General features: G+C 55.5%; 10 protein-coding genes. 7 read left to right on the forward strand and 3 right to left on the reverse strand.

Going from position 1 to position 13,227, the window contains the following annotated elements:
* Positions 1 to 85 precede the first annotated feature (85 nt).
* Complete coding sequence (locus OR573_14250; protein XGA79635.1) at positions 86 to 664, forward strand: antibiotic biosynthesis monooxygenase; 579 nt, start codon at positions 86 to 88, stop codon at positions 662 to 664.
* A 33-nt stretch (positions 665 to 697) separates the two neighbouring features.
* On the opposite strand, the gene OR573_14255 is transcribed toward OR573_14250, so the two are convergent.
* Together OR573_14255 and OR573_14260 are read right to left on the reverse strand one after the other, a co-directional pair.
* On the reverse strand, positions 698 to 1,159 hold the full coding sequence (locus OR573_14255; protein ID XGA79636.1) for a nucleoside deaminase: 462 nt from the start codon (positions 1,157 to 1,159) through the stop codon (positions 698 to 700).
* A gap of 201 nt (positions 1,160 to 1,360) precedes the next feature.
* Entirely contained in the window at positions 1,361 to 2,359 is a 999-nt protein-coding gene (locus OR573_14260; protein ID XGA79637.1) for an Rpn family recombination-promoting nuclease/putative transposase, read from the reverse strand.
* 250 nt (positions 2,360 to 2,609) lie between these two features.
* Between OR573_14260 and OR573_14265 the strand changes: the two genes are divergently transcribed.
* The 4 genes from OR573_14265 (at position 2,610) to OR573_14280 (ending at position 8,371) form a co-directional block, all read left to right on the forward strand.
* Entirely contained in the window at positions 2,610 to 2,951 is a 342-nt protein-coding gene (locus OR573_14265) for a hypothetical protein (protein XGA79638.1), read from the forward strand.
* Positions 2,952 to 3,111: 160 nt separating this feature from the next.
* On the forward strand, positions 3,112 to 6,633 hold the full coding sequence (gene hsdR / locus OR573_14270; protein XGA79639.1) for a type I restriction-modification system endonuclease: 3,522 nt from the start codon (positions 3,112 to 3,114) through the stop codon (positions 6,631 to 6,633).
* Between the two features lie 65 nt (positions 6,634 to 6,698).
* The gene (locus tag OR573_14275) at positions 6,699 to 7,883 is read left to right on the forward strand and encodes an AAA family ATPase (GenBank protein ID XGA79640.1); all 1,185 of its coding nucleotides are present in this window, start codon (positions 6,699 to 6,701) and stop codon (positions 7,881 to 7,883) included.
* A gap of 5 nt (positions 7,884 to 7,888) precedes the next feature.
* Positions 7,889 to 8,371 carry a hypothetical protein gene (locus OR573_14280; GenBank protein XGA79641.1) on the forward strand — a complete coding sequence of 161 codons (483 nt, stop codon included), beginning with the start codon at positions 7,889 to 7,891 and terminating at the stop codon, positions 8,369 to 8,371.
* Between the two features lie 219 nt (positions 8,372 to 8,590).
* On the opposite strand, the gene OR573_14285 is transcribed toward OR573_14280, so the two are convergent.
* Complete coding sequence (locus OR573_14285; GenBank protein XGA79642.1) at positions 8,591 to 9,634, reverse strand: IS110 family transposase; 1,044 nt, start codon at positions 9,632 to 9,634, stop codon at positions 8,591 to 8,593.
* Positions 9,635 to 10,069: 435 nt separating this feature from the next.
* On the opposite strand from OR573_14285, the gene OR573_14290 reads away from it, so the two are divergent.
* Both OR573_14290 and OR573_14295 read left to right on the forward strand, forming a co-directional pair.
* The gene (locus tag OR573_14290) at positions 10,070 to 11,698 is read left to right on the forward strand and encodes an N-6 DNA methylase (protein ID XGA79643.1); all 1,629 of its coding nucleotides are present in this window, start codon (positions 10,070 to 10,072) and stop codon (positions 11,696 to 11,698) included.
* The gene (locus tag OR573_14295; protein ID XGA79644.1) at positions 11,698 to 13,206 is read left to right on the forward strand and encodes a restriction endonuclease subunit S; all 1,509 of its coding nucleotides are present in this window, start codon (positions 11,698 to 11,700) and stop codon (positions 13,204 to 13,206) included. Before OR573_14290 ends, OR573_14295 begins: the two co-directional genes overlap by 1 nt.
* The last annotated feature ends 21 nt before the right edge of the window (positions 13,207 to 13,227 follow it).

Genomic DNA, 13,227 nt, shown 5'->3' on the forward strand with positions numbered 1-13,227 from the left:
AATGATGTGAACGTTATGGGCTTACCCGCCCACCCTATACGGTCAGCCTACCCGGCAATGACCGTCGTGTTTTAGGAGATATACCATGTCTGCCTCACCTGTCACGTTAATGGTGGCTCGCCGCGTGGCGAATGGCCGCTATCAAGACTTTAATCGCTGGTTAAACGAAGGCCGTGAGCTGGCGGCTGACTTTTCCGGTTACCTGGGGTCAGGCGTTTTGGCACCGCCAAAAGATGACGACGAATATCAGATTATCTTCCGCTTCAGCAGCACTGGCACCCTTGCTGCCTGGGAGCATTCTGCCTCGCGTCACGCCTGGCTGATGCGCGGTAAAGGCCTGTACGATGCACCCTATGAGCAGCGCGCAACAGGGCTAGATGCCTGGTTCCAGACCACACCCGGCGCAGTACCCCCACGCTGGAAGCAGGCCATTGCCATCTGGCTGGCATTTTTCCCGGTTTCGCTACTGTTTCAATCGCTGTTCGGGGGCCTGCTCGCGGAATGGTCATTAGTGCCCCGCGTTGCAGTGAGTACGCTAATGCTGACGCCCGTTATGGTGTTTGTGTTTATTCCTCTCTCCATGCGCTTACTGTCACCCTGGCTGCAAGGAAAGTGGTCGTTGACAGACCTTTTGGCGCGGTGGCGTCATAGCCATAAAGCCTGAGCCTTTACACATAGAATGTGTCAGCGCTGGTGCCTACGCCCCGGCGCTGCGCGACTGGTTAAAGGGGCCTCGAGGGTCCAGGTTATCAGGAGTGACCTGCACCAGCTGAACACGGCGTTGATGGGCAGCGCGGCACAACTCTGCGTACTGAAACGCTGGAAGCTCATCGAACTCCGCCTGCTCGGCGACGGAGAGCCCATAATAAACCTGCGTAATGCCGCTCCAGTAAATGGCACCCAGACACATGGGGCAAGGCTCGCAGTTGGTGTAGAGCACACACCCCGCTAAGCGCCTGGTACCCAAGTGCTTGGCAGCAGCCTGAAGCGCGCGAATCTCGGCATGACCGGCCACGTCTTTAGTAGCCTTTACATCGTTGACGCCTGTTCCGACCAAATGACCATCCTGCACTACCAGAGCGGCGAAAGGCGCCTGCCCCTGTTTAGCGTTGTCGAGGGCAAGCTCGATGCACTGCGCTACCCACTCCTGATGTGTCATGGCTCTCTCCTTCCGGATCGATTTGCTCAATAGACATGTATCTCAGCGGACAGATAATTAGGGTCTTTTGACGTTTCCTTATGGCCGCAAAAGAGGCCCTTTTGGTTCAGAGCAAGGCGTGAGGAGCGTGGTTGGGTGGTTCCCAGTTAGCGACGAACCTTGCCCAGTAACAGAGGCGCTTCAAGCGCCCTAGCATCGTGATTAACGGGTAAACATGGCATCCAGATGGTTGGCAAACAGCACTTCACGCATCCACTGCTGCAGTTGCTCGTGGCCAGCTTGCATAAGCTGGGCTTCTACCCAGTCGGGCACATCGCCAAATTTCAAGCCAAGCTGGGTGCGCAGCACATCGCGTGCTTCAGTCAAACGTCCTTCCTGTCGCCCTTTCTTAATACCTAGCTGCTCACCTTCCAAACGTTCTTTCTTAACCAGGTTCTCTAAATTCTCCGCCAACATGTCTTTGTCCTCCATCAGGCTGTCAAGCTGTGCCAGGTTCACCTCGGTGCCTAGCCAGGCCAGGTGCCGTTTAAGCCAGCGGGTGATGATCTTGTCAATACGCTGTTTATCCGGGTCGGCCTGTAAAATCGCTACCACCCTATCCACGGCGGCTTGTAGCGTTTCCCAACTTTCGCCGGCGTTTTCTACGCCGAACACGCCACTGAGCGGTGTCTGGCGCAACCCGAGCTCTTCGTCAGTATAACGCCCTTCGTCGATCAGGTAATAGCGCAGATGCGGTTGGTACGCTTGCAGAAAACTTGGCGGTTCCGGCTGCACCATGGCGTAGATATCCAGTGGGGCTGTCCAGGGTTTCGAGCCGTTATAAAGCACCACTGGAAATACCGGCGGCAAGCCTTGGCTGGGGGTGATTCTTTTCTGCTTGAGCAGTTCGCTGTAGAAGCAGGCCACGTAGTGCATCAGCCGAATCGGCATGGTGCGGTCAACCGATGACTGAAACTCCAGCAAGATATACAAAAACACCCGCTGCGTAACGCCTAGCCAGGTGATCTCTACCGACCACACCACATCTTCGATTTTTTCCTCGAACAAAGGCATGATGTAGTGGCCGTTTTGTTTCTCGAGGGTGGTGAAATCCATTAACCCGGCAATCTCTGGCGGGGCGAAGCCTTCCATCAATTGCTGAACAAACTCTGGGTGGCTGAAGAGTTCCTTGTAGCCGGTATCGTGGTGGTGGCTTGGCATAGCGAGTCCCTGCTTGGTAATCCATGTCAGCCTAGCATAGCGCTGAACGACAATTTAAGCGGCAAAACAGCTGCAGAGCTCATGACAAAACCTAAACAAAACCTAGACATTCCGTACAAGAATGTATTGACTGTACAAGTGACGTCCACCAGCAGCAGGAACCTGAATCCCTGCTTTCTGATGGGACGACTGGCTGAAACACGGTCAATCCATTGAACGTTCAGACGGGAGATACTTGATGAGCATATCCATGATGGCACGAAGCGCGTTTGCCGCGGCTGTTGTAATGGGCACAATGACCACGGCGGCCATGGCCGCGTCCAGCGAAGAGGAAGTGCGCTCGGCGCTGGTCGGCAATACCTTCAAGGGAGGCATGGGCGGTGGCATCTATAACAGCTACTTCGCCGAGGACGGCACCTATGAGGATGCCTCCGGTGGGGGTAACTATGAGATCACCGAAGACGGTGTCTGCTACCCTGACACCGATTACGGCTGCTACGCGGCCGAGATCAATGGTAACCAGCTGGAATGGTTCAAGGACGGTGAAAGCGTTGGTACAGGCGTCATCGAAGAGGGCAATACCTTAAGATAATCGCACAAGGCATGCGCCTCGTGGCGTGTCATGCGAGGCCATGCCAGTTTGCACCCAGGCTATTCATTTCACCTTATCCGGATAAAAGCTTAAGCTAGCCACATGCACTGGAGGTTGCGCCTTCAGTAATGGACAAGTGCGACAGCAAAGGGAGCCGTGTGTGCCAGCCAGCAACCCGACATCACAGAACTTCGCGTTTCTCAACGAGCATGACGCTCTGTTTGTAGAGCTGGCTGAATCCGCCGAGCGCGCCTTTGCCAGCGACCCCAACACCACCCTGATCAAGCTGCGCCAGCTGGGCGAGGCGCTCTCCCAGCATCTGGCCGCCCTTTCCGGTATCGCCTTTGATGACCAGACCACCCAGGCTGAGCTCCTTTACCGCCTGAACCGTGAGTTGCGCCTGGAACCGCAGATCAAGGAGCTGTTCCACATCCTGCGGGTTGAAGGTAACAAGGCCACCCACCAGTTTCGCACCCAGCATAAAGAGGCCATGAGTGGCCTCAGGGTGGCCCGCGATCTGGCCATCTGGTTTCACCGTTCCTTTGGCAAAGCGGGTGCTCAATTCAAGCCCGGCCCTTTCATTCCACCCGCTGACCCCAGCGCCCAGCTGCGCCAGCTGCAAAGCGATATCGAAAAGCTCCGCCACGACCTGCAGCAGGCCAACAGCGAGCTGGACAGCAGCCAGCAACTCAGCCAGCTGATCGAGAAGGAAAAAGCCGAATACGAAGCCCTGGCGCTGGCCATGGATGAAGAATCCCGCGCCCTGGCCGAGCAGGCTCGCCAGCACGAACAGGCCTTGAGCCAGCAGCAAACCGCGTACGAGCAGAAAATCAGCGCCCTGCAACACAAGCTGGCCCAACAGGACGCACAGAGTGCCGACCAGCAGCGCCAGCAGGTGGCCAGAAAGACTCAGGCGGCCAGCCATAGCCTGGTGATGAGCGAAGAAGTCACCCGCATCCTGATTGACCAACAGCTGCAGGATGCCGGCTGGGAAGCCGACAGCCAGGAGATCACCTACCAGAAAGGGGCCCGCCCGGAAAAAGGCACCTACCGGGCGATTGCCGAATGGCCCACTAATCACAACGGCGAGAAGGGCTGGGCTGATTACGTGCTATTTGCCGGGTTAACCCCCATTGCCGTGGTGGAAGCCAAAAAAGAAAACACCAACGTGGCGGGCAAGATCCGTCAGGCCGAACGCTACAGCAAAGGCCTCAAGGTCACGCCGCCGCTGGTCGCCGCCTGGGAACTGGTTGGCCGCACTATCGCCTGGCCTGCCGCGGACGAGAGCCACTATCATGTGCCCTTTGTGTATTCCTGCAACGGCCGCCCCTATGTGCCGCAGCTGGCGGAGACCTCCGGCACCTGGTTCCGCGATGTTCGCGACCCCAGCCACTTAAGCCGCGCCCTGCCCCGGTTTCATACTCCGGATGGCCTGCTGGACATGCTCCAGCGCGACAGGGAAGACGCTGAACAACGCCTGCAGGCCGAACCCTTTGGCTACCTGAAATTGCGTGACTACCAGCAGAAGGCCATTGCCGCCACCGAACATGCCCTTTCCCACGGCCAGCGCACCGCACTTTTGGCCATGGCCACCGGCACCGGCAAGACCCGCACCATCATCGGCCTGATGTACCGCTTCCTGAAAGCCGAACGCTTCCAGCGCATCCTGTTTCTGGTCGACCGCACCGCACTCGGCCAGCAGGCCCTCGATGCCTTTAATGAAGCGCCACTGGAGCAGAACCACACCCTCAGCAAGATCTACAACGTCGCGGAGCTGGGTGATATGGCCGCCGAGGCGGAAACCCGCATTCAGGTGGCCACCGTGCAGGCCATGGTCAAGCGCATCTTCATGAGCGACGCACCGCCGCCGATTGACCAGTTCGACTGCATTATCATCGACGAGGCCCACCGCGGTTACACCCTCGACCAGGAAATGACCGAAGGCGAACTGGCCACCCGGGATACCCAGCAGTACCTGTCCAGCTACCGCCGGGTGCTGGATTACTTCGATGCGGTCAAGATTGCCCTCACCGCCACCCCGGCCAGGCACACTAGCGAAATTTTCGGCAAGCCGGTCTACACCTACTCCTACCGTGAAGCGGTGGCCGACGACTGGCTGATCGACCACGAACCGCCCATCCGCTATGAAACCCTGCTGACCCAGAACGGCATCACCTTCGAAAAAGGCAAGCCGGTGGACACGCTCAACACTCGCACCGGCGAAATCGACACCACCGAGCTGGAAGACGAGCTCAACTTTGAGGTGGACGCCTTCAACCGCCGGGTGATCAACGAAAACTTCAACCGGGTGATCTGCGAACAGCTGGTGCAAGAGCTCGACCCCTTCGGCGACGAAAAGACCCTGATCTTCTGCGCCACCGACCTGCATGCGGATAGGGTGAAACGCCTGCTGGATAGCGCCTTCAAAGCGCTCTACAACGGCAGCTACCACGAGGCGGCGGTGGCCAAGATTACCGGCCAGAGCGAAAAGGTCGGGCAGCTTATCCGCCGCTACAAGAACGAGCGCTACCCCAATATCGCCATCACCGTCGACCTGCTCACCACCGGCATTGATGTACCGCGCATCAGCCATCTGGTGTTTATGCGCCGGATTCGTTCGCGCATCCTGTACGAACAGATGATTGGCCGCGCCACCCGCCGCTGCGATGAGATCGGCAAGACGGTGTTCCGCATCTACGACCCGGTGGATATCTACGCCGCCCTGCAGGATGTGAACACCATGAAGCCGCTGGTCAAAGACCCGCATATCACCCTGGAGCAGCTGGTAGACGAACTCACCGATGATGACCAGCTGGAACAGGCGCTGACCAGCCCCGGCGAACACCCGGAGGAAAGCCAGGCCGATGTGGTGCTCAACCAGCTCAGCCAGAAGGTCATGCGGGTACTGCGCAAGGCCGACAAAAAAGCCGAAAACAGCCCACCGCTGAAGCACAAACTCGATGAGTTGGAACGCAGCTGGGGCGTGGAACCCAAGGCCCTGCACAGCCACCTGCATCAGCTAGGCCCGCGTCAGGCGTCCGCCTTCATCAAGCAGCACAGTGGCCTGTTGCACCAGCTGGCCGAGGTCAAATCCCTGGTGGGCAGCGAACACCTGCCGATTATCTCCGAGCACGACGACGAAATCCGTGAACGCAGCCAGAGCTATGGCCAACATGCCAAACCGGAAGACTACCTGGACGAATTCAACCGCTTTATCAAGGAACAGCTCAACCAGTCGGCGGCGCTGGCAGTGGTGGTCAACAAGCCCCGCGACCTCACCCGGGAACAGCTGCGCGAAATCAAGCTGCTGCTGGATAACCACGGCTATTCCGAAGCCCGCCTGCAAAGCGCGGTGCGCAACCAGACCAACCAGGATATCGCCGCCAGCATCATCGGCTACATCCGCCGTGCCGCCCTGGGCGAGGCGCTGATTCCCTTTGAACAGCGCGTCACCCACGCCATGGACCGCATTCTCACCCAGCACAACTGGACCCCGAACCAGCGCAAATGGCTGGAACGCCTGGCCAAGCAACTCGTCCACGAAGTGATTATCGATCGGGAGTTCGTCAACCAGCGCTTTGCCGATGACGGCGGCGCCAAACAGATGGACAAGATACTCGGCGAGCAGCTGGATAGCGTGCTGGAGGAATTGAACGAGGCCATGTGGCCTAATGCTGGCTAACCAACGCTTGAAGGAATAGTCATGAAGGCGCACAATCAACAAAATTCCGTTGATTTGGCATTTATATGATAAAAAATCTAAGCTTCAGCAATTTTTACAGCTTTGCCGATGAGACGATGATTGATTTTGGTCTAGGCAAGAAGCCCACGCCTTCAGGGTATGACATCAGCGTAGATGGCGAACGCTTCAACAAGGCCATCGCCATCGTAGGCGCGAATGGTTCGGGCAAAACCCAGTTTTTGAAGCCACTGGCTTTTCTGAGCTGGTTTGTCGACCAATCCTTCCTCGGCGGCGACCCTGAGGGGGATATCCCCTTCGCAGCACATCTTCTCCATACCGATTCCCCAAGCCATTTTGAACTTGAGTTTATATTGGATGGCGTCGACTACCGCTACCAATTGGAACTGACGCCTCAAGCGGTCATTTCCGAGGCGCTCTATAAAAAAACAAGCGCCCAATACAGCTATTTGTTCAAGCGTGAAAAAACCCAGCAAGGGTACCGCTTTAAACATAAGGGCTTCCCATTCCCTAAGGCGCAGGCTGAAAAACTGCGGGGGAATGCGTCACTGATCAGCGCGGCGCACAGCTACGATATCGCTGAAGCAAAACCTTTTGTTGAGTTCTTTGAACATATAAAGAGCAATGTGGTGAGCACAGGACGCCAGCATTTTCAGCATGGCGATATTCTGGGTGCAGCTGAAAAGTATCAGAAGGCACCTGACTTGCTCCAACGGATGTCAGGCGCCATGTGTGAGTTCGATCTTGGGCTCAGCAGTGTTGAAATAAGAAAGCTGACAGCACGCGATAAAACCGGACGGGAAGAGCCTGTGTTTGTTCCTTTTGGGTTGCATGCCACCGACAATGGCCAAACGTTTGAGCTGCCCTTCTTTGAGGAGTCCAGCGGTACCCAGTCGGCGTTCGTTTTGCTGGAGCCTATTTTGCATACCTTGCAACATGGCGGCGTCGCGGTAATCGATGAAATCGACAACGACCTGCATCCACACCTGATCCCGCATTTACTGGAATGGTTTGAGTTTGACCATACCAACCCGCATCAAGCGCAGCTGATCTTCACCTGCCACACCCCTGAGGTACTGAACCTGCTGCAGAAACATCAGGTGTACCTGATCGAAAAGCGTAACCAGCAAAGTGAAGCTTGGCGCCTGGATGATATGGCAGGCCTTCGAGCCGATGATAACCTTTACGCCAAATATATGGCGGGAGCGCTCGGCGCCACGCCGGAGCTGTGACGCCTATGGCCAGAAAACATCCCCAACGCAAACAAAAACGCCAAGTCATCAAAACCGCCCTTTTGATTGTTGGTGAAGGCGACGACGATCAGGCCTTTATCAAACATATGCGTCAGCAGCTTCTGCAAAGGCATAGCGGCATCAAAGCGACGATTGAAAAGCAGTCGGGTGGGTCACCAGGGAATATCATCGAGAACGCAAGACGAAAATACCAAAGCCAAGACTTTGATCAGCGCTTTATCGTGCTGGATGCCGATATACCACCTTCACAGCAGGAGCGGGATAAAGCGCGCAAAAATGGTTACAGCCTTATTTTCTGGGCACCGATTTGCCTTGAAGGTGCGTTACTAGACGTTCTTGGAGAAGGCGTGAACGCCCATGAAACCGCTCAGCAGCTAAAAGACCGTGTATGGACTCCTCCTCTATTGCAAGCACTTTGTTTGGTCGCGACTAAGGTACGACTGCCTACGTGTATTCGGTCTCTCTAATGATGCCGTTTTTTAGCATCAGACCCTAATGGGCTATCCGCGCACTGGTTCTCAATCGTTTACACGAGCTCGTGGCTCCATGTCCTTTAGGGGTTTCCCCGTGCCGGTTCGACCTGTTCGCCATCAATCAAAATGCCATGCAATCGCGGTGTGGAAGATCTCCAACAAAATTTTCGATACCGACTATTTCGAAGACGTGTCTATCTTCAACTAACTCACTTAAACGCCGACACTCGCCGCAGCAAGATTTTCGTCATAAGCTGTTTCATTACGTACCAGCGCCCAGGCAATCCGAGCCGTTTTATTGGCCAGGGCTACCGTTGCGACATTAATATGTTTTCGAGACGTCAGACCTTTAAGCCAATGACTCAGGCCGTCGTCCCTGCGATCTACCTGTCGCAACACGGCGCGTGCTCCGTGGACGAGCAGTTTGCGTAGATAGCTGTCACCGCGTTTGCTGATGCCTAAAAGACGGTCTCGTCCGCCCGTGCTGTGTTGTCGAGGTGTCAATCCTAGAGAGGCGGCAAAATCACGCCCTTTCTTGAATGCCTGGCCGTCTCCCAGCGCACCGGATAGCGCACTGGCCGTGAGTGGCCCAACCCCTCGCAATGTCATTAAACGCCGTGCGACGGGATCTTGTTTCACGCTTTCAACAATGCTCTCGTCGAGTGCTGTGATGCGGTCATCCAAGTGCCGAAGGTCGTCAGCCAAACCGTTAAGCAAAATGCGAAAGCTATCAGTTAGGCCGTTCTCTGCATCTTCCAGCCATCGAGGTAATGCTCGGCGCAGTTGCTGAATGCCAACAGGCGCGATAATCCCATATTCACCTACCAGTCCCCGAATCTGGTTGGCTTTAGCGGTGCGTTGCCCTACCAACTCTTCACGGATGCGATGTGCTGCCTGAACATCTTGCTGGGCAACAGTCTTGGGAGCAACAAAGCGCATATTGGGGCGGCTCATCGCTTCGCAGATGGCCTCTGCATCCACCCGATCATTCTTATTGCTTTTCACATACGGTTTGACGAACTGAGCGGCAATCAACCGGACGTTGTAACCCCGTTTCTGAAGCTCCCGTGCCCAATGATGAGATGAAGCACAAGCTTCCATGCCAATCGTTGCACCGGTGGGTACACGCTTGACGATGGCGTCCAACCACTTGCTCCGAGCATATTTACCACGCCACTGAACCTGGTCATGACGATCTACGCCGTGGACATGAAAAACCGACTTTGCAATATCAACACCGACGCGGATAATGTTCATCTGGGCTTCTCCTCATCTTCATGATGATTGATGGTTTCACCTACCATTTTCATTTTGGCACGTAGATGCCGGTTAGGTGAGGAGGAGTCCATCCCATTGTTTACACCCTCAATTAAACGGCACTCACACTCACCCGGACGCCTACACCGCACTGTTTCCCAAAGAAGTTCTCGAAAAAACACCCAATGCATCAGTGGTCGCTGTTAAGAGGGCACTGGTTCAGGACAATCCATGAAGCGAACATGGGCTATGTTGATGCCATCGACATAGCCCTCAACCTATGTCGATTTTTTGGGCTTTTTTCGACATAGGTTGGCCGGCATGTATAGAAAACCGGCTTTTCTATACATGCCGCCCACAACGTGCAAAGATTTTGCCACTTTTTATACATGTAGCGCTGTTCCTTGAACGCGCTTAAAAAAACACCGGAACCCCATGACCCACAACGATATCGTCCAGAAACTCTGGAACCTGTGCGACGTGCTGCGCGATGACGGCATCAACTACTCGGATTACGTCACTGAGCTGGTGATGCTGCTGTTTATCAAGATGGTGCATGAGAACACCGAAGCCGGCACCCTGAAAAAGCACCCGCTGCCGGCGGGTTGCCGCTGGAGCGACCTGAACGGTAAATCCGGCATTAATCTGCTGGATGACTACAAACGCATCCTGCTCAGCCTTTCCAGTGGCCGCGACGGCACGGGGCGCCTGATTCACAGCGACCCGCTGATCAGCGCCATCTACGCCGATGCCCAGACCCGGCTGCGCGAGCCGCGCCATCTGGAGCAGATGATCAAAACGCTGGATCAGATCGACTGGTTCAGCGCCCAGCAGGATGGCCTGGGGGATCTCTACGAAGGCCTGCTGGAAAAGAACGCCAACGAAACCAAATCCGGCGCGGGGCAGTATTTCACCCCCCGCGCCCTGATCAACACCATGGTCAACTGCCTGAAGCCCCAGCCCGGCGAGCGCATTCAGGACCCCTCAGCGGGTACGGCGGGCTTTCTGATTGCCGCCCACGAGTACATCAAGGCCCACACCGATGACCTCTACGACCTGACCGGCGAACAGAAGACCTTTCAGGCCACCCGCGCCTATGTGGGTATCGAGCTGGTGCCCGGCACCCGCCGCCTGGCGCTGATGAACTGCCTGCTGCACGGCATGGAAGGCGACGACGAAGGCGTGGTGCACCTGGGCAACGCCCTGGGCCAGGCCGGTGCCGGGCTGGAAAAGGCCGATATGATTCTCGCCAACCCGCCCTTTGGCACCAGCAAGGGCGGCGATGCCAGCATCACCCGCGACGACCTGACCTATAAAACCAGCAACAAGCAGCTGGCCTTTCTGCAGCATATCTACCGCAACCTGAAACCCGGTGGCCGCGCCGCCGTGGTGCTGCCGGATAACGTGCTGTTTGAAGCCGGTGTGGGCACCGAGGTACGCCGCGACCTGATGGACAAATGCAACCTGCACACCATCCTGCGCCTGCCCACCGGCATTTTTTACGCCCAGGGCGTGAAAACCAATGTGCTCTTTTTCACCAAGGGCAGCGCGGCAGACAAGTATCAGGAAGAGCGCTGCACGGAAAACGTCTGGGTGTATGACCTGCGCACCAATATGCCCAGCTTTGGCAAACGCACGCCCTTCGGTGAGACGCACCTGAAGCCGTTTGAGGCGGTGTACGGAAGCGACCCCAACGGCCAGAGCGCAAGGCAGGAAGGCGAGTACAGCTTTCATTCGGACAAGATCGAGCTGCCGGAAGCCACCAAAGCCACGGATGAAAACCAGGGCGTGGACGAACGCATGCTTCACAGCCGCTGGCGCTGTTTCAGCCGGGCGTGGATTGCTGAGCACAAGGACGACTCGCTGGATATCAGCTGGCTAAAAGACAGCGACAGCGTGGACGCCGCCAACCTGCCCGCGCCGGAGGTGCTGGCGGGTGAGGCCATGGGTGAACTGGTGCAGGCGTTGGGGGAGCTTGATGCGTTGATGCGCGAGCTTGGCGCTGAGGAAGAGGCTGATGGGGCTAGGGTGCTTTTGCGGGAAGTGATGGGTGGGGAAGAGTAATGACAGAGCACAATCTCCCCGATAGATGGATACAAGCCAAAATTTCAGATATTTCGATCAAAGGCCTCCAACGGAAACCAACAGCGGATGAAAGCTTCGTCTATGTGGACATAGGCAGTATCGACAGACGCCTAAAAAAGATTTCAGAGCCTCAAATGATTTCTGGGGGCAGTGCGCCCAGCAGGGCAAGAAAGGTTATCGAAAACGGTGATGTTCTGGTTTCTTTAACTAGGCCAAACCTCAATGCTGTAGCCTTAGTCGATCAGAAATATCATGCACAAATCGCATCAACTGGTTTTGAAGTCATAAAGCCTGTGCTGGTTGATAGTCGCTATGTTTTCGCACTCGTTCGCTCAAAAGAGTTCGTAGACCAGATCAGTGGTACCGTTCAAGGTGCGCTCTACCCTGCGGCGAAGTCATCGGATGTTCAGAGCTTTAGCTTTTCGCTACCTCCCCTCGCCGAACAAAAAGCCATCGCCGATAAACTCGATACACTGCTGGCTCAGGTGGAAACCACCCAAGCCCGCCTTGAACGCATCCCGCAGATTCTCAAACGCTTTCGCCAGTCTGTGCTGGCAGCGGCGGTAAGTGGGAAGTTGACGGAAGAGTGGCGTAAGGAACAGTTCTTTGAACGCGTTTCCGTAAAAGACATCAAACAATGCCATTGTGACTATGTTCTGACTAAAACAAATAAATATTCGGAGCCTACACGCTTCTCAGAAAGCAGCATCGCATACCAAATTCCTGAATCATGGGAGTGGTTTCGAGCAGAAGAGCTTTGCGACCTCATCACCAAAGGCACTACCCCCAGAAAAACAGATATGTCAGGAAGTGATCAAGTTCCTTTCATCAAAGTATATAATCTAACATTTGACGGAAAATTAGATTTTTCTATAGAACCAACCTTCATTTCAAAAGTAATTCATGAAACAGCTCTCAAGCGGTCAAAGGTATATCCTGGCGATGTTTTAATGAACATTGTTGGTCCGCCCTTAGGGAAAGTATCAATCGTTCCCGATGACTTTCCTGAGTGGAATTTGAACCAAGCAATAAGTATTTTTAGGCCTGTTTGCGGCGTTACACCAAGCTACCTTGCCATTTGCTTGAGGGATTATGCATTGCTGGAGCAAACAAAAAACAAAGCAAAGGCAACAGCTGGACAATTTAATTTAACTTTGGAAATATGCCGGGATTACGCTATACCCGTTCCTCCACTCAAAGAACAAACCGAAATCGTCCGAAGGGTGGACGAACTCTTCGCCCACGCTGACCGGATCGAGCAGCAGGTGAATAACGCCTTGGCACGCGTTAATAACCTCACCCAGTCGATACTGGCCAAGGCCTTTCGCGGCGAACTGACCGAGCAATGGCGCAGGGACAACCCCGAGCTGATTAGCGGCGAGAACTCAGCCGAGGCGTTGCTGGAACGGATACAGGCCGAACGGGCGGCGGTGGCAGGGAAAAAGAAGGCGCGTAAGGTGGAGAAGAAGGTGGTGGATGGTGATTAGCGTGCTTAGCGGCTAGTAGCA

Origin of the sequence: Halomonas sp. CH40 (genome assembly GCA_041875495.1) — a bacterium.
In the GTDB taxonomy this organism is placed as follows: domain Bacteria; phylum Pseudomonadota; class Gammaproteobacteria; order Pseudomonadales; family Halomonadaceae; genus Vreelandella.

What these genes read in the sequence shown, in the direction of transcription:
- OR573_14285 (XGA79642.1), bottom strand. Translation starts at nt 9,634, where the DNA reads ATGAACATTATCCGCGTCGGTGTTGATATTGCAAAGTCGGTTTTTCAT.
- OR573_14290 (XGA79643.1), top strand. Translation starts at nt 10,070, where the DNA reads ATGACCCACAACGATATCGTCCAGAAACTCTGGAACCTGTGCGACGTG.
- OR573_14250 (XGA79635.1), top strand. Translation starts at nt 86, where the DNA reads ATGTCTGCCTCACCTGTCACGTTAATGGTGGCTCGCCGCGTGGCGAAT.
- OR573_14295 (XGA79644.1), top strand. Translation starts at nt 11,698, where the DNA reads ATGACAGAGCACAATCTCCCCGATAGATGGATACAAGCCAAAATTTCA.
- OR573_14260 (XGA79637.1), bottom strand. Translation starts at nt 2,359, where the DNA reads ATGCCAAGCCACCACCACGATACCGGCTACAAGGAACTCTTCAGCCAC.
- OR573_14255 (XGA79636.1), bottom strand. Translation starts at nt 1,159, where the DNA reads ATGACACATCAGGAGTGGGTAGCGCAGTGCATCGAGCTTGCCCTCGAC.
- OR573_14280 (XGA79641.1), top strand. Translation starts at nt 7,889, where the DNA reads ATGGCCAGAAAACATCCCCAACGCAAACAAAAACGCCAAGTCATCAAA.
- OR573_14275 (XGA79640.1), top strand. Translation starts at nt 6,699, where the DNA reads ATGATAAAAAATCTAAGCTTCAGCAATTTTTACAGCTTTGCCGATGAG.
- OR573_14265 (XGA79638.1), top strand. Translation starts at nt 2,610, where the DNA reads ATGATGGCACGAAGCGCGTTTGCCGCGGCTGTTGTAATGGGCACAATG.